Here is a 23,239-nt window from a genome sequence, read left to right as displayed (position 1 = left end):
CCGCTGCTAGCTGCCGAGCATGAGGGTGTCCCAGCCGCCCTGGCCGATGGTGCTGCGCCGGTTGACCTGGTTCGGCGAGACCGGGTAATGATGCAGGTTCCCGTACTTGTCCCGCGCCAGAATGCCCGGCCTGCTATTTCCCAGGTGATTGTTGATGGATGACAAATGGTGCATGGTGTTCCAACCGGACACGCCGATAATCCTGCGGTATTCGGAAACGAATCTTGCATTTCCGTGCGTGCGGTACAGCTTCAGCTGGCCTCGCGGCGTCTTGGCGACCAGGTCCATCCTGCCGTCGTAGTCGAAGTCGAGCGTGAATATTTCCAGGTCCACCCACCCTGAGGCACCGATTAACGTACGGGAACCGTGCCGTTCGCCGTAAGGATTGTTGTAGTAGTAGAGCCTGCCGTTGGACTGGTTCTTGGCAACGATCGCCGGGTACAGGTCCCCCTGCTTCCAATCGGTCACCGTAATGTCATAGTTCGCCCAGCCGGAGCTGCCCACCGTACGGGCAGCCGCCAGACCTCCTCGCGCCAGCCCGTAGTGCACGGTCAATTTCCCTGAGCTCCACCTCGCCACGATGTCCTGAATGCCGTCAGCGTTCCAGTCTGCAACTTCGACTTCAAGCGCACCATTGAACCCGGAAGCGATATAGCTGCGCTGCCACAAGTCGCCGCCGAAGGCGGTGGGATAGGCATAAAGGTTCCCGGCGGAATCGATGGCCGCAATGTCTCCGTCATTGAAAGACGCCATGTCGATACCGGGATGCGGCGGCAGTTCCGCACGCGTACCGGGATAGCCGGCGATATTGGCAACGACGACGTACATGCCGTACCAGCCGGACTTGGTCGTCTTCATATAGCCGATGCCGATGTCCGTGGCGCTTGGGCTCAACATGCCTGCCTTGTGCACGGGAGAGTTCATCCACCAGTCCACAATCTGCTGGGCGTTGTTGTTGATGCCAATGATTTCCGTATACCAGTCGTAACCGTCGGGGATTTGCTGGCTTCCGTACGCGGGACGATGGATCGTCGAGAGGCTGTATTTATCGTTGTTGATGCGGTTGTTCTGCTCTTCCGCCCATTGCTGCGAGACATTGCCGACGCTCTGGTTCCAAACCACCGGCGACAGTCCATGGCCGGCACGCTCCTCGTTGATCAGCCGCAGCACCTCTTTAACGAAGGGGTCGCTGGCCGTCCGGGTCACCGCGGACGCGGGCGCCATGCCCGACAGGAGCATCATCAGCAGCACAGTCAAGGCAATGAATGGTTTAACAGTTTTTTGCACAAGTAGAAGCTTAGATGCTTACTTGCCCTGATGGAACGTTTTTCGAAATCCTTTAACCAACTTTCTTCCGCTGGTCAAGGATGCTGCTCCGGCGTGTCCGGTTTTACTTCCGCTATTTGGTCCGCCAGCAGGACGGCTATGGCCGCCAACATTGCCGCGGCGAGGAAGATGGGTGCGGCCGAGGGCAGCTGCGCCCAGGCCGGCGCCCCGCCGCCCAGCACTGTCATGATCGCAATGAACGCAAGAGCAGCACCCAGCAGTGCCCCGACTCCGGCAACGGCCGACCTGATCCATCGCCTGCCCTGCAGCCAACGCCCACCGATGAGAAGAGCCGTGAGTGATGCGACGCTGGCCGTGATCCCCATGAATGCCCCGGCAATGGTGCCGAGGATCAAGGCAAACTGCCCCATGTCGACGCCACCGGCGCGCCGCGTTGTGGGCGCATTCGCGAACGCAAACAATGTTGTGGGCACGAATCCGTAGACCGCGCCGACGAGGGCTCCGATGGTTGTCCCGCCGATGACCAGAACGACACCGACCGGCACAGGTTTCACCGATCTGCCCTCCCCGGTACAGCTGGAACGCACGCGTCCGTCATCGTTTCATTCTTCCCCTCGATGAGCTGCCGGGGAAGCGCCGCCCATCGGCCGAACCATGGAGAGTCATCAGGGCGCCCTCGCAAACCGGGACCTGACAAAAAACGAACGAGGCTCCGATCCCTAACCTTCAGGAACCGAAGCCTCTCGCGGTGGAGCCCCCTGCCGGATTCGAACCGGCGACCCCCTGTTTACAAGACAGGTGCTCTGGCCAACTGAGCTAAGGAGGCGTGCTGGCTTCGCAGCCTGCTCTGCTGGAAATTCCAGCTAGATAAGGTTAGCCCAGTTGGGCGCTTCGCGCGAAACGCAAAGCATCCAACCGGGCGTCACCTTCGGATTGTGAACTAGGAGCGGGCGTCGATCATCGGCTTTGCGAACTCAACGAAGTCGCCGGTGTTGTCCCAGACCTCGCCGTCGACGTAAACAGCAGGAGTTCCGCCGACGCCATCGGCGCGGGCCAGCGCATCGGTGTACGCAGCGTAGGGACGGTAGGTCCCATCCTGGATGCAGCTTTCTGCACCGTCGGCACCGGTCTCGGCAGCAGTGGCGGCGAGCTCGTCGCTAGAAAGACCTGTGGGTACCTGCTTTTCGAAGAGCAGTTCCACGAAGGAGAGGTAGTTCTCCGGCGAAGACTCGGCGACGCAGGCCAGCGCGTTGGCGCCACGGGAAGAGTAGTTGCCGGTAGCCGGCTGGTCGAGGAACGCCACAGCGCGGTATTCAACCGTAGCATCGCCGTTGTCCAGCCATTCCTCCAGCTGATCGCCATAGGTGGCTTCGAAGGTGGCGCAGTGGCTGCAGGCGGCATCCACGTAAATCACGATCTGGGCCGGCTCACCCTCAGCGGCCTTTTCGATGCCGCTGGGCACGGCCGGCGGCTCCGCCTCGGCGTCGACGCTGTTCACGTCCACAGTGGTCTGGGTGGTCGGTTCCAGCTCGGTGCTGGATGTCAGCGTGATGCCGCCGTATTCGTTGCCGTTAGCCGGAGTGGGACCGGCATCCGGGAAGTCGCCGCGCTGGTTTGTGGCCACGATGATGGCGACAATCGCGACAATCGCGACAACAGCTCCGATAACACCCCAGCGGACCAGCAACGAATTGCGCTTTTCCTTGCGTTGCTGCGTTTCACGCATTTGACGGGCCTTTTCACGCGCCTCGGCAGTGCGCTCGGCCTTGGTGGGCCTGGGGGTGTTCTGGGATGCCATATGTCCTCAAGTCTTCCGGCTCTGCTGACGGCCACGTCCGGCCGTCCAAGCAACAGCTTAGTTGAAACTACAATATTCGCGGTGCTCTCGTGGTGCAGCTCACCGCACTTACATTCATTATTAACGCCCCGGGCCTGCCTGATGGTTCCTGTCTTATAGAGTCAATATCAGGATTCATTACGGTCAGGAGAGTTACATGGCGAAAACCAAGGCGAACAATTCTGGCGCGTCGGACCGATCCGGCTATGGAGACTATGACTTCATCGTAGTCTCCAACCGGTTGCCGGTAGACCGCGTTGCAGGCGAGGACGGCGGCAACAGCTGGCGCCGGTCGCCGGGAGGCCTGGTCACCGCGCTAGCACCGGTGATGGCGAAAACGGACGGGGCCTGGATCGGCTGGCATGGCGCCGCGGATGAGGCTTTGGAGCCCTTCGACCACGACAACATGCGTCTGGTGCCGGTTGAACTCAGTGGCGATGACGTGGAGCTGTACTACGAGGGATTCTCCAACGCAACCCTCTGGCCGCTCTACCACGATGTCATCGCCCCGCCGGAGTTCCATCGCACCTGGTGGGAGGTCTACAAGGCGGTCAACCGGCGCTTTGCCGAGGCCACTGCCGGATCGGCGGCAGAAGGCGCCACGGTCTGGGTCCAGGATTACCAGCTGCAGCTGGTCCCCAAACTGCTGCGGGAGCTGCGGCCCGACCTGAAAATCGGTTTCTTCAACCACATCCCCTTCCCCCCGCTGGAGATTTTCGCCCAGCTGCCTTGGCGCCGCCAGGTGATCGAGGGGCTGCTGGGTGCGGACCTGGTAGGTTTTCAGCGTCCCAGCGATTCAAGCAACTTCCTGCGCTGTGTCCGGCGTTTCAGCGGACACACGATCAAGTCCCAGCATGTGAACATCAGGACCGACGACGGCGACAGGATCTGCCGCGCCGGCGCCTTCCCGATCTCGATCGACGTGGACCAGATCAACCAGCTGGCCAAGAGCCCCGAGGTCATCGAACGGGCCCGGCAGATCCGCGAGGAGCTGGGCAATCCCAAGACGGTACTGCTGGGCGTGGACCGGCTGGACTACACCAAAGGCATCCAGCACCGGATCAAGGCGTACGGCGAACTGCTCGAGGACGGCCGCGTCACCGTGGAGGATGCGGCCCTGATCCAGGTGGCAAGCCCTAGCCGCGAGCGCGTCGAGTCCTACCGGCTGTTGCGCGAGGAGATCGAGGGCGCGGTCGGCCGGATCAACGGCACTTACGACACCCTGAGCAACACCGCGATCCGCTACCTCCACCACAGCTATCCCAAGGAAGAGATGGTGGCGCTCTACCTTGCGGCGGACGTCATGCTGGTCACGGCCCTGCGCGACGGGATGAACCTGGTGGCCAAGGAATACGTGGCGTCGCGGACCGGGGTCAACGGTGCGCTGGTGCTCAGCGAGTTCGCCGGCGCCGCCGACCATCTGAAACAGGCCATCCTGGTCAACCCGCACGACATCGACGGGCTCAAAGACGCGATCATGCGCGCCGTGGAAATCGCCCCCGGCGAGTCCACCCGCCGGATGCGCGTCATGCGCCGCCAGATCCTGCAGAACGACGTCGAGCAATGGTCCCAAAGTTTCCTGCGCGCCCTCGATGGCGAAACCCTGGGCAAAACCGCGGGGAGCGACAATGAGTAAGGAGCACGCGGCAATGAATGAAAACCGTGCCGCAACGAGCGAGAACCGCGGGGAGCTGGATCCGGCGCTGCGCCGTGCGCTGGAGAAAATCAGCAGCACGCCGCGGCTGCTCGTGGCGCTGGACTTCGACGGCACGCTGGCGCCGATTGTCGCGCGCGCCGAAGATGCCCGGGCATTGCCGGCCGCCGCCGCCGCCGTAAGGGAACTGCTCGAACTACCCGAAACAACGACGGCGTTCATTTCCGGCCGCGCCCTCGAGAGTCTGCGGCTGGTTGCCTCGCCGGACGATAGAACCCTGCTCATCGGCTCGCACGGCGCCGAAGTCTTCACCGGCCCCGGCAGCCCAGCCCTGACCCTGGATCAGGCGCAGGCGTTGGCGCTGCGCCAGGCCACGGCGGTGGTTGAAAAGGTGGTCGCAGCCCACCCGGGCACGAGGCTGGAAGCCAAGCCGGCCGGCGTCGTACTCCATACCCGCACGGCAGAAGATCCGGTGGCCGAGGCCGCCACCGAGGCAGCGCGCCGCGAGCTGTCGGAAATCGAGGGACTGCACCTGACGGACGGCAAGCGGGTGCTCGAGACCTCGGTCCTAAGCTCCGACAAGGGGCAGGGACTGGAACTCCTGCGCGCGTTTACGGAGGCTACGGCGGTCTTCTTCGCGGGCGACGATGTCACGGACGAGGACGCCATCAAGGCCCTGCAGCCGCAGGATCTGGGTGTCAAAATCGGATCCGGAGAGTCGGGAGCGGCTTTTCGGGTGGATTCCCCGGATGCTTTTGCCCGGGTACTCGAGACCTTGGCGGAACTCCGCCGGACCTCCCAACAGCACGGAACCGGCTCCCAACTGAGCTGAGCCGCCGCCAACTACTTGCCGCCGCATGCCATACTTGGTTCCGTGAGCCCGCTCACCTAACTGAATATCAACCCATCACAACGGATCGTCGGGCACGTACCTGCCCGTGAAGGGAAACACCATGGCAACGGTAACGTTCGATAATGCTACGCGCTTGTACCCGGGCACAGAGAAGCCTGCAGTGGACAAGCTTGACCTGGAAATCGCGGACGGCGAGTTTCTGGTCCTGGTCGGCCCCTCGGGCTGCGGCAAGTCCACCTCCCTGCGGATGCTGGCAGGACTGGAAGATGTGAACTCGGGCCGGATCCTGATCGGCGACCGCGACGTCACCGACGTTCCGCCGAAGGACCGGGACATTGCAATGGTGTTCCAGAACTACGCGCTCTACCCGCACATGTCCGTGGCCGACAACATGGGCTTTGCCCTCAAGATCGCGGGCATCGCCAAGGAGGAGCGCGCCCAGCGCGTCCGTGAGGCGGCCAAGCTGCTGGACCTTGAGGAGTACCTGGACCGCAAGCCGAAGGCGCTCTCCGGCGGCCAGCGCCAGCGCGTTGCCATGGGTCGGGCTATTGTCCGTAATCCGCAGGTCTTCCTCATGGACGAGCCGCTCTCCAACCTGGATGCCAAGCTGCGCGTCCAGACCCGGACGCAGATCGCCTCGCTGACCCGGCGCCTCGGCGTCACCACCGTCTACGTCACCCACGACCAGGTCGAAGCGATGACCATGGGCGACCGGGTCGCCGTGCTCAAGGACGGCATCCTGCAGCAGGTGGACTCCCCGCGCAACCTCTACGACACTCCGGCCAACATTTTCGTGGCCGGGTTCATCGGCTCGCCGGCCATGAATCTGCTGGAACTGCCAGTGGCCGACGGCGGCGTCCAGTTCGGCGGAACGGTCTATCCGGTGCCGCGGGACGTTCTCGGTGCGGCGCACGGCAGCACCGTCATGCTCGGTGTGCGTCCGGAGGACCTGGAGCAGGCCCCGGACGGCCAGGGTCTGGCCGTGGAGATCGATGTGGTCGAGGAACTGGGCGCCGACGCCTATGTGTACGGCCACACCGAAGTCAACGGCAGCCGCCACGACATCACGAGCCGCGTGGACGGGCGCACGCCGCCGAAGGCCGGCACCACCGTGTACGTGCGCCCGAAGCAGGGCCACGTCCACTTGTTCGACACCCAGACCGGCCTCCGGCTGGGCGATAATGCGCCGGCGGCGCCCCAGGCGTCCCTGGCTGATCTGGACCGGCCGCTGGAGGCGGACAAGGCCTGAGTTCCGGCAGCGCTTTCGACGGGTCACTGCAGATGGACGCCAACTGGCACAACGAACCTACCGACTTCGGTCAGGTGGGAAAACTGCCGCGCCCGCATAATGGCGGAGCGGCCGCAGTCCTGGGTTCGCTGAACATCACCTCTGCCACGACGGACGAGAGCCTGCTTGACCTGCCTTGGCATATTGCGTTGGAAGAGTGGCCGGCGAAAAACCTGGCCGCTCTTCCGCGCGGTATTTCCCGGCATATCGTCCGGTTCGCCCATCTGAGCGGTTCCGTGATTGCCATCAAGGAAACCAGCGAGCATATCGCCCGGCACGAATACCACATGCTCCGCAAGCTCCAGCGGCTGGACGTCCCCTGTGTAGAGCCGGTCGCCGTCATCAGCGGCCGGCACACCCGGGAAGGCGAGGACCTGGACCCCGTGCTGGTCACCCGGCACCTGAAGTTCTCGCTCCCCTATCGGGCGCTGTTTTCCCAGACCTTGCGCAAAGACACACTGACCCGGCTGATCGATGCCCAGGCCCTGCTGCTGGTCCGGCTACACCTGGTCGGCTTCTATTGGGGCGATGTCTCTCTGTCCAACACCCTGTTCCGCCGGGATGCCGGTGCATTCGCCGCCTACTTGGTGGACGCGGAAACGGGCGAGCTGTACCCGAAGCTCTCCACCGGCCAGCGTGAGTACGACCTGGAGATAGCGCGGGTCAACATTGCCGGCGAACTGATGGATCTGCTTGAAGGCGGCTTGATCGAGGACAAGGTCGACCCATTGGCCACCAGCGAGCGGATCATGGACAGCTACCGCAAGCTCTGGGCGGAACTGACCGAGAAGGAGTCCTTCGAGCTGGGTGATCGGTGGCGGGTCAATGCCCGTATCCGCAGGCTGAATGATCTGGGTTTCGACGTCGAAGAGTTCTCCATCAAAACGACGCCGGACGGGTCCCAGATCCAGCTCCAGCCCAAGGTCGTGGATGCCGGGCACCACCAGCGCCGGCTGATCCGCCTGACCGGACTGGACGTGCAGGAAAATCAGGCGCGGCGGCTGCTCAATGACCTGGACAGCTACCGGGCGGACAACAATCCGGATCTGGACGAGGAAATCAGCGCCCACGCGTGGGTGCGCCACGTCTTCGAGCCGGTAGTGCGGGCCATTCCTCGCGAGCTGGCGGGCAAGCTGGAACCGGCGGAGGTGGTCCACCAGGTCCTCGAGCACCGCTGGTACATCTCCGAGAGCCAGCGCCGCAACGTGCCGTTGGCGGAAGCGGTCCAGGCCTACATCGACGACGTGCTGCGCCATCGCCGGGACGAAGCGGCGATTCTGCTCAACCCCGACGACAAGACCGCGCGGCTGCTCGCCGCAAACGCACTAGAAAACAACGACGACGAATAGGCCCGGCCCGGGAACCCCCGGAACGCGTGGGCTTCATTGAGCCTCGCGCCGGAGCGCGCCCGCTGCCTTTACGCAGCCAAGCTGAAGACAGCTACCAGGAAGTCCGACGACGGTGTGAAGGGGCGCAAGTCCCAGGTTCCGAACTTGTGGTCCGTGGCCAGGCCCGCACCCGCGGCGTCCGCCATGAACGTGTCCAACTCGTATCCCCTGCCCGCGCCGAACCCGGTCACTAGCCGGCCTCCCGGCGCCAGATGCCGCGCCAGTCTGGCCAGGACTTCCGGAGCTGTCCCCGGAGCCAGGAAGGTGAGCACGTTGCCCGCACAGACAATCACGTCGAAAGCCTCGGCTATTCCTTGTGCAGGCAGATCCAGCTCTGCCAGGTCCCCGACTAGCCAGTTAACGTCGGGGTGGTCGCGGCGGGCGGCTTCGATCAGTTCCGGATCAACGTCGACCCCCACCACGTGGTGCCCGCGGGCCGCCAGCTCGCCGCCCAGCCGGCCCGGGCCGCAGCCGGCATCCAGAATCCGGCTGCCGCGCTCCGCCATCGCATCGATCAGCCGGGCCTCGCCGTGAAGGTCGTTTCCTTGCGCCCGCATGTTTTCGAAGCGCTTGATGTACCAAGCCGAATGGCCCGGGTTCTCACGCTTCTGGGCCTCCCATAATGTCTCTTTACGCACACCCACAGCCTACGCCTCGATCCGTTCCGGCAATGCCTTGCCCGGATTCAGCAGTCCCTTTGGATCGAACAATGCCTTGATCCCCCGCTGCAGCTCCAGGACTTCTTCCCGCTGTTCAAGCGGGAGCCAGCGCACTTTGTACTGACCGACGCCGTGTTCGCCGGTAATGGTGCCGCCCAAAGCAAGGCCGACCTCGACGGACTCATCCAATGCGGCGTTGAGCACCGGGACTTTTTCGGCCTCTCCGGCCGGCACCCAGAAGGTTGGATGGAGGTTCCCGTCACCGGCATGCGCCACAACTTTGAGCCCGACCTCGTGGTCGGCGGCTATACGTTCGAGTTCGGCGATGTAATGGACAAGCTGGGACCGTGGCACGGCAACGTCCTCACCCACTCGGAAGACATCGTCCACTTCGGCACCCCGGCTGTGTCTGCGCAGCTCCACCAGACGGACGGCTTCCTCGCTGACTTCAGCAGTGACGGTGGCACCGAGCGCTCCCAGCACCTGCCGGACAATCTTCGCTTCGGTCTCTGCCGCAAAGCCATCTGTCTGGATCAACAGCAGCGCACCACCACGCTGGCGCAAGTCGGAGCCCTGTTCTGCGTCCAGCTGGACCAGCGTATTGCCGTCGAGCAATTCCATGATTGCCGGTTGCACGCGCGCCTTGCCGACAGCCAGCACACCGGCCGCCGCCGTCGTTACCTCTGGGAAGAATGCGGCAATCGTCTGCACATCGGCAGGAAGGTAGCGCAGCCGCACCGTGGCGCCTACAACGACGCCAAGAGTGCCCTCGGAGCCCACAAAAAGACCCGTCAAGTCATAGCCCGCCACGCCCTTGAAAGACCTGCGCCCCGTTTTGATAAGCGTGCCGTCAGCCAGCACGACGTCGAGAGCCAGGACTGATTCACGAGTAACGCCATACTTGGCGCAGCGCAGGCCTCCCGCGTTCGTCGCGACATTGCCGCCGATCGTGGATATCTTGTAGCTGGCCGGATCGGGTGCATACATGAGCCCGTATTCGGCCACTGCCATGTTCAGATCGGCGTTGACGACTCCGGGCTCCACACGGGCAATTTCGTCCTCGGGGTGGATCTCGAGTATGCGGTCCATTCGTTCCAGGCTCAGGACGAGGCAACCGGGCGTGGCATGGGCACCGCCGGACACTCCTGTGCCGGCGCCTCGGCAAACTACCGGAACACTGTGCGTGGACGCCAGCCTCATGACGGCCTGCACGTCTTCGACGCTTTGCGCCCACACGACGGCGATGGGCAGCTCGTGGGCCACCACGGGACCCTGGTCCAGCGCATGCGCGGCCAGTACGTCCTCCCGTACGCTCACCTGTTCTGTCGGCAGCGCCGCTTGCAATGCGCTGATGATGGAGTCAGTCATTAGGTAGGGCCTTCCGAATCTCGTCGTCAAATATTTTCGGTCCACAGACGTGAACTGTGCACGGCTGGAAAAGCTGGCCGGGGCCAGAGGGTCGTTCGTATCGATTTCAGGGAGCGTTGCTTCAGCGAATGGCTCCCATGAACCTCGCATATTTGCTCAGCACGGAAGGCCAGTCCTGCTGGTACTTTAGTCGGCGTTCTGCGCCATCGGCTGCTTGGTCCCAGTCTGAGTGTCTCAGCCGGACGACGGTGCTCTGGCCCTCCGCAGTGAACCGGACTTCGAGCCTGGTGGCTGATAAGGGCCCGGCGCCGGGATGCCAGGTCAGGGATAGGAGCCGGCCCGGCTCCCACTCAAGAATGTCGCCCCAGTTGCGGACCTCGTCCCGGTCCGATGTCTCGGTCAGGACTGTCTCTTCGAACTCAACGTGTGCGCCGTCGCCGAAGATGCTGTGGGAATCCACCGGCCACCAGAGGTGAATGAGGTCCGTGAAACCCTCGAAGGCCTGTTCCGGCGGGTGCGGGACCGTGACCTCGAAGGTGATCGGTTCCAAGACTTTGGAAGGCTGGGGTTCCTCAGCAGCGTGCGAGAACAGCGATGGGCTCATACCCCAAGCCTATCGGGGTCGACCTACCTCATTTGCCGTTTAAATGGGTGAAGGGCTCCACCGTCATGGTGGAGCCCTTCACGCTCAAAAGATGTCCGGCGGTGACCTACTCTCCCACACCCTCCCGGGTGCAGTACCATCGGCGCTGTGGGTCTTAGCTTCCGGGTTCGGAATGGGACCGGGCGTTTCCCCCACGCTATGACCGCCGTAACCCTTGCCACCCTCCGGGCCCGGTTCCGCGGGCTGGGGGTGAAACCTGTGGTTACATCAGTTCATGGTTGGACTGTATGCAATTGTGTGTTCCTGCGGACGGTTGTTGTCCGGGAACCACATAGTGGACGCGATGCACGTATCTTTTCCTTCCCCTGTATGTTGCCGGGAACCGTTTGAAGTCGGTTCGGCGGCCAGGGAAGTGTGTGGTGTAAGTTATCGGCCTATTAGTACCGGTCAGCTTCACAGGTCTTTAGTCCCTGCTTCCACATCCGGCCTATCAACCCAGTGGTCTGGCTGGGGGCCTCCCACACCTCGAGGGTGTATGGAAATCTCATCTTGAAGCCGGCTTCCCGCTTAGATGCTTTCAGCGGTTATCCAATCCGAACGTAGCTAATCAGCGATGCACTTGGCAGTACAACTGACACACCAGAGGTTCGTCCGTCCCGGTCCTCTCGTACTAAGGACAGACCTTCTCAAATTTCCTGCGCGCGCAGCGGATAGGGACCGAACTGTCTCACGACGTTCTAAACCCAGCTCGCGTACCGCTTTAATGGGCGAACAGCCCAACCCTTGGGACCTACTCCAGCCCCAGGATGCGACGAGCCGACATCGAGGTGCCAAACCATGCCGTCGATATGGACTCTTGGGCAAGATCAGCCTGTTATCCCCGAGGTACCTTTTATCCGTTGAGCGACGGCCATTCCACAATGTGCCGCCGGATCACTAGTCCCGACTTTCGTCCCTGCTTGAGATGTCTCTCTCACAGTCAAGCTCCCTTGTGCACTTACACTCGCCACCTGATTGCCAACCAGGCTGAGGGAACCTTTGGGCGCCTCCGTTACTCTTTAGGAGGCAACCGCCCCAGTTAAACTACCCATCAGGCACTGTCCCTGACCCGGATTACGGGCCGAAGTTAGATGTCCAGAGTGACCAGAGTGGTATTTCAACGATGACTCCACCCGAACTGGCGTCCGGGCTTCACAGTCTCCCACCTATCCTACACAAGCCACACCGAACACCAATACCAAACTATAGTAAAGGTCTCGGGGTCTTTCCGTCCTGCTGCGCGTAACGAGCATCTTTACTCGTAGTGCAATTTCGCCGAGTTTATGGTTGAGACAGCGGGGAAGTCGTTACTCCATTCGTGCAGGTCGGAACTTACCCGACAAGGAATTTCGCTACCTTAGGATGGTTATAGTTACCACCGCCGTTTACTGGGGCTTAAATTCTCAGCTTCGCCCCCGAAGGGGCTAACCGGTCCTCTTAACCTTCCAGCACCGGGCAGGAGTCAGTCCGTATACATCGTCTTGCGACTTCGCACGGACCTGTGTTTTTAGTAAACAGTCGCTTCCCCCTGGTCTCTGCGGCCCACACCCGCTCCACAGAGCAAGTCTGTATCACGGGGCAGGCCCCCCTTCTCCCGAAGTTACGGGGGCATTTTGCCGAGTTCCTTAACCATAATTCTCTCGATCGCCTTGGTATTCTCTACCTGATCACCTGTGTCGGTTTGGGGTACGGGCGGCTAAAACCTCGCGTCGATGCTTTTCTCGGCAGCATAGGATCACCAGATCCCCCCATACGGGGGTCCCGTCAGGTCTCAGGCTTAGTGAACGGCGGATTTGCCTACCGTTCGCCCTACATCCTTGGACCGGGACTACCATCGCCCGGCCTGGCTACCTTCCTGCGTCACACCTGTTAATACGCTTACCTCCCCGGTTCAGGTCCCGCGCGCCCCGCACATACTGGCCCCGAAGGGCACGGATGCACGGTTTGGACGGTTAGTATCACCGGCTCGGTATGGGCGGTTTTTCGCCGGTACGGGAATATCAACCCGTTGTCCATCGACTACGCCTGTCGGCCTCGCCTTAGGTCCCGACTTACCCAGGGCAGATTAGCTTGACCCTGGAACCCTTGATCATTCGGCGGACGGGTTTCCCACCCGTCTTTCGCTACTCATGCCTGCATTCTCACTCGTGTAGGCTCCACCGCTGGTTTCCACCGCGGCTTCACTGCCCACACGACGCTCCCCTACCCATCCACGCCCCTGAACCAAGGGAACAAGTCCCCGGCTTGGGTAATACATGAATGCCACAACTTCGGCGGTGTACTTGAGCCCCGCTACATTGTCGGCGCGGAATCACTTGACCAGTGAGCTATTACGCACTCTTTCAAGGATGGCTGCTTCTAAGCCAACCTCCTGGTTGTCTTCGCAACTCCACATCCTTTCCCACTTAGCACACGCTTAGGGGCCTTAGTTGGTGGTCTGGGCTGTTTCCCTCTCGACTATGAAGCTTATCCCCCACAGTCTCACTGCTGCGCTCTCACTTGCCGGCATTCGGAGTTTGGCTGACGTCAGTAACCTTGTAGGGCCCATCGGCCATCCAGTAGCTCTACCTCCGGCAAGAAACACGCAACGCTGCACCTAAATGCATTTCGGGGAGAACCAGCTATCACGGAGTTTGATTGGCCTTTCACCCCTACCCACAGCTCATCCCCTCCATTTTCAACTGAAGTGGGTTCGGTCCTCCACGCGCTCTTACACGCGCTTCAACCTGGCCATGGGTAGATCACTCCGCTTCGGGTCTAGATCACGCCACTGCAACGCCCTGTTCAGACTCGCTTTCGCTACGGCTTCCCCACACGGGTTAACCTCGCGACGTAACACTAACTCGCAGGCTCATTCTTCAAAAGGCACGCCGTCACAGCTGCTAGGGCTGCTCCGACGGATTGTAAGCACACGGTTTCAGGTACTGTTTCACTCCCCTCCCGGGGTACTTTTCACCTTTCCCTCACGGTACTTGTCCGCTATCGGTCATCAGGTAGTATTTAGGCTTACCAGGTGGTCCTGGCAGATTCGCACGGGATTTCTCGGGCCCCGTGCTACTTGGGATACTCTCCAAGCGGCAGCACACATTACGGTTACAGGGCTAACACCTTCTCCGGCCGGCCTTTCAAGACCGTTCACCTATGCATCTGCACTCACTTCAGCTGTCCGGCAGAACAGCAACGGAAAGTCCCGCAACCCCGGCCATGCAACGCCCGCCGGCTATCACACATGACTCGGTTTAGCCTCATCCGCGTTCGCTCGCCACTACTAACGGAATCACTGTTGTTTTCTCTTCCTGCGGGTACTGAGATGTTTCACTTCCCCGCGTTCCCTCCACGTACCCTATGTGTTCAGATACGGGTCACCAGGTAACACAAGTGCCCCTGGCGGGGTTTCCCCATTCGGACATCCTGGGATCAAAGTTCGGTTATCAACTCCCCCAGGCTTTTCGCAGATTCCCACGTCCTTCTTCGGCTCCTGATGCCAAGGCATCCACCGTGTGCTCTTAAAAACTTGACCACAAAAGATCAAAATCAGCATTTAATATCGAGAGAACCACAGATCCAAAACAGATCCAGGTTCATCAAAATTGCTTCTTTATAAGATGCTCGCGTCCACTATGTAGTTCTCAAACAACAACCCCGTCGCACCCATCCCCGCACCACGTATTCACCGTGGCCCGGACCCGGACTGCGCAGGAAACCAGAAACAAACAAACACCGGCCCATGAACGGCCGGTCCCTGTTGCCTCAGGACCCAACAGTGTGCCAAACAACAACCCCCCGGACAACCCCCACACGTTCCAGGCACCCCCGAAAGGACACCGTACTGGCATGGAAACCGCCAAAAGACCATCTATCCATTGATATTCCACCCTCGAGCACCCACCGCAGAACAAACGCCTGCGCAATGGGCTCTCCTGCAAACCGCACAACCAACACTCGGGAAGGTTCCGCTAAATTTGAGGCGCTCCTTAGAAAGGAGGTGATCCAGCCGCACCTTCCGGTACGGCTACCTTGTTACGACTTAGTCCCAATCGCCGGTCCCACCTTCGACGGCTCCCTCCCACAAGGGGTTAGGCCACCGGCTTCGGGTGTTACCAACTTTCGTGACTTGACGGGCGGTGTGTACAAGGCCCGGGAACGTATTCACCGCAGCGTTGCTGATCTGCGATTACTAGCGACTCCGACTTCATGAGGTCGAGTTGCAGACCTCAATCCGAACTGAGACCGGCTTTTTGGGATTAGCTCCACCTCACAGTATCGCAACCCTTTGTACCGGCCATTGTAGCATGCGTGAAGCCCAAGACATAAGGGGCATGATGATTTGACGTCGTCCCCACCTTCCTCCGAGTTGACCCCGGCAGTCTCCTATGAGTCCCCGCCATAACGCGCTGGCAACATAGAACGAGGGTTGCGCTCGTTGCGGGACTTAACCCAACATCTCACGACACGAGCTGACGACAACCATGCACCACCTGTAAACCAGCCCCGAAGGGAAACCGCATTTCTGCGGCGGTCCGGTCCATGTCAAGCCTTGGTAAGGTTCTTCGCGTTGCATCGAATTAATCCGCATGCTCCGCCGCTTGTGCGGGCCCCCGTCAATTCCTTTGAGTTTTAGCCTTGCGGCCGTACTCCCCAGGCGGGGCACTTAATGCGTTAGCTACGGCGCGGAAAACGTGGAATGTCCCCCACACCTAGTGCCCAACGTTTACGGCATGGACTACCAGGGTATCTAATCCTGTTCGCTCCCCATGCTTTCGCTCCTCAGCGTCAGTTACAGCCCAGAGACCTGCCTTCGCCATCGGTGTTCCTCCTGATATCTGCGCATTTCACCGCTACACCAGGAATTCCAGTCTCCCCTACTGCACTCTAGTCTGCCCGTACCCACTGCAGACCCGGGGTTGAGCCCCGGGCTTTCACAGCAGACGCGACAAACCGCCTACGAGCTCTTTACGCCCAATAATTCCGGACAACGCTTGCGCCCTACGTATTACCGCGGCTGCTGGCACGTAGTTAGCCGGCGCTTCTTCTGCAGGTACCGTCACTTTCGCTTCTTCCCTGCTGAAAGAGGTTTACAACCCGAAGGCCGTCATCCCTCACGCGGCGTCGCTGCATCAGGCTTTCGCCCATTGTGCAATATTCCCCACTGCTGCCTCCCGTAGGAGTCTGGGCCGTGTCTCAGTCCCAGTGTGGCCGGTCACCCTCTCAGGCCGGCTACCCGTCGTCGCCTTGGTGAGCCATTACCTCACCAACAAGCTGATAGGCCGCGAGTCCATCCAAAACCAAAAAATCTTTCCACCAACCACCATGCGGTGAAAGGTCGTATCCGGTATTAGACCCGGTTTCCCAGGCTTATCCCAGAGTCAAGGGCAGGTTACTCACGTGTTACTCACCCGTTCGCCACTAATCCCCGGTGCAAGCACCGGATCATCGTTCGACTTGCATGTGTTAAGCACGCCGCCAGCGTTCGTCCTGAGCCAGGATCAAACTCTCCGTTAATGTTTACTAACAGACACAACACCGGCCCCCGGGAAAACGGGAACCAGCACTGCACTAAATTCAAACCAGGCTAAAAAACATCGCGGAAACACCACGGAGGCGGTGCCCCACGACAATAATTCAACCAATAAAAAATTGGTATCAACAAACTTGGCACACTATTGAGTTCTCAAACAACAGGAGCACCCGGCACCAGTCGGACCCTTCTTCAAGGCCCTCCATCGCTCCGGAGCAACTTTTCAAAGTTACCCGATCCTGCAGCAGTTCGCAAATCGCCTTCCGGCTGATTCCCGCTGCAACCACGGTCCCCGCAACCTCATCCGCACGGTAAATCGAACCGATTGAAAGTGATTGTTTTGAAGGGGTTGGCCTCCCTGCCTGCTAAGCGCTTTCGCTCCCTAGCTGCGGTGGCTTGGAAGACATTACACGCCTTCGCGGACCACTGCAAATCCGCCTCCGGGAACAGCACCGCCTGCCGCGGAAAACCGCGGATCCATGCGGATCCTCCCACTCCCGGATCCGCGGCACCGGCCCCGGCCGGCCGCGCACCCAACCCGGGCACCGCAGCAAACCGGGTTCGTTTTCCCCGAAAACGGACCCGGCGGCAAAGACGCCCGCAGCGCCGCCGCTGTGGCCAAGCACTCAGTACGCGCAGCTCCCCTGCCCGCATCCGTCCGGGATCCGCGCGGACCGCCCGCCGCCCGGACGCCACCGGCACCCTCGCGGCGAAAAGTGTGCTTAAAATCCAACACCAGCCAACACCGCCGCTGCACGGCAGCCGGCCCCACGCGGCCGGCAGGACCACCACCTGCCTGCCGGAGCGGAACCAGGAAGCGCCGGCCATCTGCGGCATCCGGACCAGGGCGCCGGCACGGCCCGCGGCAGGAGCACCGGGATCCCGGCCAGCCCCGGCCCCGGCGCAGCAGCTGCAGCCCGGCGGCAGCCGGAGCCCGGCACGGCAGGCCTGCAGCCAGGGCACCGGGAACGGCGTTGAGGTTATGCAGGTTGGCATGGTTACCGCCAACGGGCCCTAAAGCCAACGGGCCTTAAATGGGTGAAGGGCTCCACCGTCATGGTGGAGCCCTTCACGCTCAAAAGATGTCCGGCGGTGACCTACTCTCCCACACCCTCCCGGGTGCAGTACCATCGGCGCTGTGGGTCTTAGCTTCCGGGTTCGGAATGGGACCGGGCGTTTCCCCCACGCTATGACCGCCGTAACCCTTGCCACCCTCCGGGCCCGGTTCCGCGGGCTGGGGGTGAAACCTGTGGTTACATCAGTTCATGGTTGGACTGTATGCAATTGTGTGTTCCTGCGGACGGTTGTTGTCCGGGAACCACATAGTGGACGCGATGCACGTATCTTTTCCTTCCCCTGTATGTTGCCGGGAACCGTTTGAAGTCGGTTCGGCGGCCAGGGAAGTGTGTGGTGTAAGTTATCGGCCTATTAGTACCGGTCAGCTTCACAGGTCTTTAGTCCCTGCTTCCACATCCGGCCTATCAACCCAGTGGTCTGGCTGGGGGCCTCCCACACCTCGAGGGTGTATGGAAATCTCATCTTGAAGCCGGCTTCCCGCTTAGATGCTTTCAGCGGTTATCCAATCCGAACGTAGCTAATCAGCGATGCACTTGGCAGTACAACTGACACACCAGAGGTTCGTCCGTCCCGGTCCTCTCGTACTAAGGACAGACCTTCTCAAATTTCCTGCGCGCGCAGCGGATAGGGACCGAACTGTCTCACGACGTTCTAAACCCAGCTCGCGTACCGCTTTAATGGGCGAACAGCCCAACCCTTGGGACCTACTCCAGCCCCAGGATGCGACGAGCCGACATCGAGGTGCCAAACCATGCCGTCGATATGGACTCTTGGGCAAGATCAGCCTGTTATCCCCGAGGTACCTTTTATCCGTTGAGCGACGGCCATTCCACAATGTGCCGCCGGATCACTAGTCCCGACTTTCGTCCCTGCTTGAGATGTCTCTCTCACAGTCAAGCTCCCTTGTGCACTTACACTCGCCACCTGATTGCCAACCAGGCTGAGGGAACCTTTGGGCGCCTCCGTTACTCTTTAGGAGGCAACCGCCCCAGTTAAACTACCCATCAGGCACTGTCCCTGACCCGGATTACGGGCCGAAGTTAGATGTCCAGAGTGACCAGAGTGGTATTTCAACGATGACTCCACCCGAACTGGCGTCCGGGCTTCACAGTCTCCCACCTATCCTACACAAGCCACACCGAACACCAATACCAAACTATAGTAAAGGTCTCGGGGTCTTTCCGTCCTGCTGCGCGTAACGAGCATCTTTACTCGTAGTGCAATTTCGCCGAGTTTATGGTTGAGACAGCGGGGAAGTCGTTACTCCATTCGTGCAGGTCGGAACTTACCCGACAAGGAATTTCGCTACCTTAGGATGGTTATAGTTACCACCGCCGTTTACTGGGGCTTAAATTCTCAGCTTCGCCCCCGAAGGGGCTAACCGGTCCTCTTAACCTTCCAGCACCGGGCAGGAGTCAGTCCGTATACATCGTCTTGCGACTTCGCACGGACCTGTGTTTTTAGTAAACAGTCGCTTCCCCCTGGTCTCTGCGGCCCACACCCGCTCCACAGAGCAAGTCTGTATCACGGGGCAGGCCCCCCTTCTCCCGAAGTTACGGGGGCATTTTGCCGAGTTCCTTAACCATAATTCTCTCGATCGCCTTGGTATTCTCTACCTGATCACCTGTGTCGGTTTGGGGTACGGGCGGCTAAAACCTCGCGTCGATGCTTTTCTCGGCAGCATAGGATCACCAGATCCCCCCATACGGGGGTCCCGTCAGGTCTCAGGCTTAGTGAACGGCGGATTTGCCTACCGTTCGCCCTACATCCTTGGACCGGGACTACCATCGCCCGGCCTGGCTACCTTCCTGCGTCACACCTGTTAATACGCTTACCTCCCCGGTTCAGGTCCCGCGCGCCCCGCACATACTGGCCCCGAAGGGCACGGATGCACGGTTTGGACGGTTAGTATCACCGGCTCGGTATGGGCGGTTTTTCGCCGGTACGGGAATATCAACCCGTTGTCCATCGACTACGCCTGTCGGCCTCGCCTTAGGTCCCGACTTACCCAGGGCAGATTAGCTTGACCCTGGAACCCTTGATCATTCGGCGGACGGGTTTCCCACCCGTCTTTCGCTACTCATGCCTGCATTCTCACTCGTGTAGGCTCCACCGCTGGTTTCCACCGCGGCTTCACTGCCCACACGACGCTCCCCTACCCATCCACGCCCCTGAACCAAGGGAACAAGTCCCCGGCTTGGGTAATACATGAATGCCACAACTTCGGCGGTGTACTTGAGCCCCGCTACATTGTCGGCGCGGAATCACTTGACCAGTGAGCTATTACGCACTCTTTCAAGGATGGCTGCTTCTAAGCCAACCTCCTGGTTGTCTTCGCAACTCCACATCCTTTCCCACTTAGCACACGCTTAGGGGCCTTAGTTGGTGGTCTGGGCTGTTTCCCTCTCGACTATGAAGCTTATCCCCCACAGTCTCACTGCTGCGCTCTCACTTGCCGGCATTCGGAGTTTGGCTGACGTCAGTAACCTTGTAGGGCCCATCGGCCATCCAGTAGCTCTACCTCCGGCAAGAAACACGCAACGCTGCACCTAAATGCATTTCGGGGAGAACCAGCTATCACGGAGTTTGATTGGCCTTTCACCCCTACCCACAGCTCATCCCCTCCATTTTCAACTGAAGTGGGTTCGGTCCTCCACGCGCTCTTACACGCGCTTCAACCTGGCCATGGGTAGATCACTCCGCTTCGGGTCTAGATCACGCCACTGCAACGCCCTGTTCAGACTCGCTTTCGCTACGGCTTCCCCACACGGGTTAACCTCGCGACGTAACACTAACTCGCAGGCTCATTCTTCAAAAGGCACGCCGTCACAGCTGCTAGGGCTGCTCCGACGGATTGTAAGCACACGGTTTCAGGTACTGTTTCACTCCCCTCCCGGGGTACTTTTCACCTTTCCCTCACGGTACTTGTCCGCTATCGGTCATCAGGTAGTATTTAGGCTTACCAGGTGGTCCTGGCAGATTCGCACGGGATTTCTCGGGCCCCGTGCTACTTGGGATACTCTCCAAGCGGCAGCACACATTACGGTTACAGGGCTAACACCTTCTCCGGCCGGCCTTTCAAGACCGTTCACCTATGCATCTGCACTCACTTCAGCTGTCCGGCAGAACAGCAACGGAAAGTCCCGCAACCCCGGCCATGCAACGCCCGCCGGCTATCACACATGACTCGGTTTAGCCTCATCCGCGTTCGCTCGCCACTACTAACGGAATCACTGTTGTTTTCTCTTCCTGCGGGTACTGAGATGTTTCACTTCCCCGCGTTCCCTCCACGTACCCTATGTGTTCAGATACGGGTCACCAGGTAACACAAGTGCCCCTGGCGGGGTTTCCCCATTCGGACATCCTGGGATCAAAGTTCGGTTATCAACTCCCCCAGGCTTTTCGCAGATTCCCACGTCCTTCTTCGGCTCCTGATGCCAAGGCATCCACCGTGTGCTCTTAAAAACTTGACCACAAAAGATCAAAATCAGCATTTAATATCGAGAGAACCACAGATCCAAAACAGATCCAGGTTCATCAAAATTGCTTCTTTATAAGATGCTCGCGTCCACTATGTAGTTCTCAAACAACAACCCCGTCGCACCCATCCCCGCACCACGTATTCACCGTGGCCCGGACCCGGACTGCGCAGGAAACCAGAAACAAACAAACACCGGCCCATGAACGGCCGGTCCCTGTTGCCTCAGGACCCAACAGTGTGCCAAACAACAACCCCCCGGACAACCCCCACACGTTCCAGGCACCCCCGAAAGGACACCGTACTGGCATGGAAACCGCCAAAAGACCATCTATCCATTGATATTCCACCCTCGAGCACCCACCGCAGAACAAACGCCTGCGCAATGGGCTCTCCTGCAAACCGCACAACCAACACTCGGGAAGGTTCCGCTAAATTTGAGGCGCTCCTTAGAAAGGAGGTGATCCAGCCGCACCTTCCGGTACGGCTACCTTGTTACGACTTAGTCCCAATCGCCGGTCCCACCTTCGACGGCTCCCTCCCACAAGGGGTTAGGCCACCGGCTTCGGGTGTTACCAACTTTCGTGACTTGACGGGCGGTGTGTACAAGGCCCGGGAACGTATTCACCGCAGCGTTGCTGATCTGCGATTACTAGCGACTCCGACTTCATGAGGTCGAGTTGCAGACCTCAATCCGAACTGAGACCGGCTTTTTGGGATTAGCTCCACCTCACAGTATCGCAACCCTTTGTACCGGCCATTGTAGCATGCGTGAAGCCCAAGACATAAGGGGCATGATGATTTGACGTCGTCCCCACCTTCCTCCGAGTTGACCCCGGCAGTCTCCTATGAGTCCCCGCCATAACGCGCTGGCAACATAGAACGAGGGTTGCGCTCGTTGCGGGACTTAACCCAACATCTCACGACACGAGCTGACGACAACCATGCACCACCTGTAAACCAGCCCCGAAGGGAAACCGCATTTCTGCGGCGGTCCGGTCCATGTCAAGCCTTGGTAAGGTTCTTCGCGTTGCATCGAATTAATCCGCATGCTCCGCCGCTTGTGCGGGCCCCCGTCAATTCCTTTGAGTTTTAGCCTTGCGGCCGTACTCCCCAGGCGGGGCACTTAATGCGTTAGCTACGGCGCGGAAAACGTGGAATGTCCCCCACACCTAGTGCCCAACGTTTACGGCATGGACTACCAGGGTATCTAATCCTGTTCGCTCCCCATGCTTTCGCTCCTCAGCGTCAGTTACAGCCCAGAGACCTGCCTTCGCCATCGGTGTTCCTCCTGATATCTGCGCATTTCACCGCTACACCAGGAATTCCAGTCTCCCCTACTGCACTCTAGTCTGCCCGTACCCACTGCAGACCCGGGGTTGAGCCCCGGGCTTTCACAGCAGACGCGACAAACCGCCTACGAGCTCTTTACGCCCAATAATTCCGGACAACGCTTGCGCCCTACGTATTACCGCGGCTGCTGGCACGTAGTTAGCCGGCGCTTCTTCTGCAGGTACCGTCACTTTCGCTTCTTCCCTGCTGAAAGAGGTTTACAACCCGAAGGCCGTCATCCCTCACGCGGCGTCGCTGCATCAGGCTTTCGCCCATTGTGCAATATTCCCCACTGCTGCCTCCCGTAGGAGTCTGGGCCGTGTCTCAGTCCCAGTGTGGCCGGTCACCCTCTCAGGCCGGCTACCCGTCGTCGCCTTGGTGAGCCATTACCTCACCAACAAGCTGATAGGCCGCGAGTCCATCCAAAACCAAAAAATCTTTCCACCAACCACCATGCGGTGAAAGGTCGTATCCGGTATTAGACCCGGTTTCCCAGGCTTATCCCAGAGTCAAGGGCAGGTTACTCACGTGTTACTCACCCGTTCGCCACTAATCCCCGGTGCAAGCACCGGATCATCGTTCGACTTGCATGTGTTAAGCACGCCGCCAGCGTTCGTCCTGAGCCAGGATCAAACTCTCCGTTAATGTTTACTAACAGACACAACACCGGCCCCCGGGAAAACGGGAACCAGCACTGCACTAAATTCAAACCAGGCTAAAAAACATCGCGGAAACACCACGGAGGCGGTGCCCCACGACAATAATTCAACCAATAAAAAATTGGTATCAACAAACTTGGCACACTATTGAGTTCTCAAACAACAGGAGCACCCGGCACCAGTCGGACCCTTCTTCAA

General features: G+C 60.1%; 11 protein-coding genes, 1 tRNA gene and 6 rRNA genes. 5 read left to right on the top strand and 13 right to left on the bottom strand.

Annotated features, from left to right (window positions below; genetic code table 11):
- Positions 1 to 6: 6 nt before the first annotated feature.
- The 4 genes from J5251_RS07130 to J5251_RS07115 all read right to left on the bottom strand — a co-directional run bounded on the left by J5251_RS07130 (position 7) and on the right by J5251_RS07115 (position 3,085).
- Complete coding sequence (locus J5251_RS07130; RefSeq protein WP_139006711.1) at positions 7 to 1,287, bottom strand: CAP domain-containing protein; 1,281 nt, start codon at positions 1,285 to 1,287, stop codon at positions 7 to 9.
- A gap of 74 nt (positions 1,288 to 1,361) precedes the next feature.
- Positions 1,362 to 1,841, bottom strand: a complete 480-nt coding sequence (locus tag J5251_RS07125) for a hypothetical protein (protein ID WP_139006710.1) — start codon at positions 1,839 to 1,841, stop codon at positions 1,362 to 1,364.
- 195 nt (positions 1,842 to 2,036) lie between these two features.
- Positions 2,037 to 2,113: transfer RNA gene (locus J5251_RS07120), tRNA-Thr, on the bottom strand.
- A 114-nt stretch (positions 2,114 to 2,227) separates the two neighbouring features.
- Entirely contained in the window at positions 2,228 to 3,085 is an 858-nt protein-coding gene (locus J5251_RS07115; protein WP_208575621.1) for a DsbA family protein, read from the bottom strand.
- Positions 3,086 to 3,281: 196 nt separating this feature from the next.
- On the opposite strand from J5251_RS07115, the gene J5251_RS07110 reads away from it, so the two are divergent.
- The 4 genes from J5251_RS07110 (at position 3,282) to J5251_RS07095 (ending at position 8,268) form a co-directional block, all read left to right on the top strand.
- A complete protein-coding gene (locus tag J5251_RS07110) occupies positions 3,282 to 4,760 on the top strand; it encodes an alpha,alpha-trehalose-phosphate synthase (UDP-forming) (protein WP_208575620.1) in 1,479 nt (492 codons plus the stop codon).
- Between the two features lie 13 nt (positions 4,761 to 4,773).
- Positions 4,774 to 5,610, top strand: coding sequence for a trehalose-phosphatase (otsB, locus tag J5251_RS07105; RefSeq protein ID WP_208575619.1), 837 nt, complete (start codon positions 4,774 to 4,776; stop codon positions 5,608 to 5,610).
- Positions 5,611 to 5,731: 121 nt separating this feature from the next.
- Positions 5,732 to 6,880: an ABC transporter ATP-binding protein gene (locus J5251_RS07100; RefSeq protein WP_139006701.1), complete on the top strand. Its 1,149-nt coding sequence runs from the start codon at positions 5,732 to 5,734 to the stop codon at positions 6,878 to 6,880.
- A gap of 32 nt (positions 6,881 to 6,912) precedes the next feature.
- A complete protein-coding gene (locus J5251_RS07095) occupies positions 6,913 to 8,268 on the top strand; it encodes a DUF4032 domain-containing protein (protein ID WP_139006700.1) in 1,356 nt (451 codons plus the stop codon).
- A gap of 68 nt (positions 8,269 to 8,336) precedes the next feature.
- On the opposite strand, the gene J5251_RS07090 is transcribed toward J5251_RS07095, so the two are convergent.
- The 6 genes from J5251_RS07090 to J5251_RS07065 form a co-directional block, all read right to left on the bottom strand.
- Positions 8,337 to 8,945: a class I SAM-dependent methyltransferase gene (locus J5251_RS07090; RefSeq protein WP_208575618.1), complete on the bottom strand. Its 609-nt coding sequence runs from the start codon at positions 8,943 to 8,945 to the stop codon at positions 8,337 to 8,339.
- 9 nt (positions 8,946 to 8,954) lie between these two features.
- Positions 8,955 to 10,334 carry an FAD-binding oxidoreductase gene (locus J5251_RS07085; protein ID WP_208575617.1) on the bottom strand — a complete coding sequence of 460 codons (1,380 nt, stop codon included), beginning with the start codon at positions 10,332 to 10,334 and terminating at the stop codon, positions 8,955 to 8,957.
- A 121-nt stretch (positions 10,335 to 10,455) separates the two neighbouring features.
- The gene (locus J5251_RS07080) at positions 10,456 to 10,938 is read right to left on the bottom strand and encodes an SRPBCC domain-containing protein (RefSeq protein ID WP_139006697.1); all 483 of its coding nucleotides are present in this window, start codon (positions 10,936 to 10,938) and stop codon (positions 10,456 to 10,458) included.
- A 93-nt stretch (positions 10,939 to 11,031) separates the two neighbouring features.
- Positions 11,032 to 11,148 (bottom strand): 5S ribosomal RNA (gene rrf, locus J5251_RS07075).
- A gap of 206 nt (positions 11,149 to 11,354) precedes the next feature.
- Positions 11,355 to 14,497 (bottom strand): 23S ribosomal RNA (locus J5251_RS07070).
- A gap of 458 nt (positions 14,498 to 14,955) precedes the next feature.
- Positions 14,956 to 16,479, bottom strand: a 16S ribosomal RNA gene (locus J5251_RS07065).
- A 734-nt stretch (positions 16,480 to 17,213) separates the two neighbouring features.
- Here J5251_RS07065 and J5251_RS07060 point away from each other — a divergent pair.
- The gene (locus J5251_RS07060) at positions 17,214 to 17,513 is read left to right on the top strand and encodes a hypothetical protein (RefSeq protein ID WP_208575616.1); all 300 of its coding nucleotides are present in this window, start codon (positions 17,214 to 17,216) and stop codon (positions 17,511 to 17,513) included.
- Between the two features lie 66 nt (positions 17,514 to 17,579).
- Here the strand turns inward: J5251_RS07060 and rrf (J5251_RS07055) are convergent.
- From rrf (J5251_RS07055) to J5251_RS07045, 3 genes are all read right to left on the bottom strand, one after another.
- Positions 17,580 to 17,696: ribosomal RNA gene (gene rrf / locus J5251_RS07055) — 5S ribosomal RNA — on the bottom strand.
- Between the two features lie 206 nt (positions 17,697 to 17,902).
- Positions 17,903 to 21,045, bottom strand: a 23S ribosomal RNA gene (locus tag J5251_RS07050).
- Between the two features lie 458 nt (positions 21,046 to 21,503).
- Positions 21,504 to 23,027 (bottom strand): 16S ribosomal RNA (locus tag J5251_RS07045).
- Together the 16S, 23S and 5S rRNA genes form the textbook arrangement of a ribosomal RNA operon.
- Positions 23,028 to 23,239: the final 212 nt, after the last annotated feature.

The sequence above is a fragment of the Arthrobacter crystallopoietes genome, from assembly GCF_017603825.1.
GTDB lineage: Bacteria > Actinomycetota > Actinomycetes > Actinomycetales > Micrococcaceae > Crystallibacter > Crystallibacter crystallopoietes_B.
Note: the sequence above shows the minus strand (reverse complement) of the source record. Positions and strands in the feature narration are given on the sequence as shown.

What these genes read in the sequence shown, in the direction of transcription:
- J5251_RS07115 (WP_208575621.1), bottom strand. Translation starts at nt 3,085, where the DNA reads ATGGCATCCCAGAACACCCCCAGGCCCACCAAGGCCGAGCGCACTGCC.
- J5251_RS07110 (WP_208575620.1), top strand. Translation starts at nt 3,282, where the DNA reads ATGGCGAAAACCAAGGCGAACAATTCTGGCGCGTCGGACCGATCCGGC.
- otsB (WP_208575619.1), top strand. Translation starts at nt 4,774, where the DNA reads ATGAATGAAAACCGTGCCGCAACGAGCGAGAACCGCGGGGAGCTGGAT.
- J5251_RS07100 (WP_139006701.1), top strand. Translation starts at nt 5,732, where the DNA reads ATGGCAACGGTAACGTTCGATAATGCTACGCGCTTGTACCCGGGCACA.
- J5251_RS07095 (WP_139006700.1), top strand. Translation starts at nt 6,913, where the DNA reads ATGGACGCCAACTGGCACAACGAACCTACCGACTTCGGTCAGGTGGGA.
- J5251_RS07085 (WP_208575617.1), bottom strand. Translation starts at nt 10,334, where the DNA reads ATGACTGACTCCATCATCAGCGCATTGCAAGCGGCGCTGCCGACAGAA.
- J5251_RS07080 (WP_139006697.1), bottom strand. Translation starts at nt 10,938, where the DNA reads ATGAGCCCATCGCTGTTCTCGCACGCTGCTGAGGAACCCCAGCCTTCC.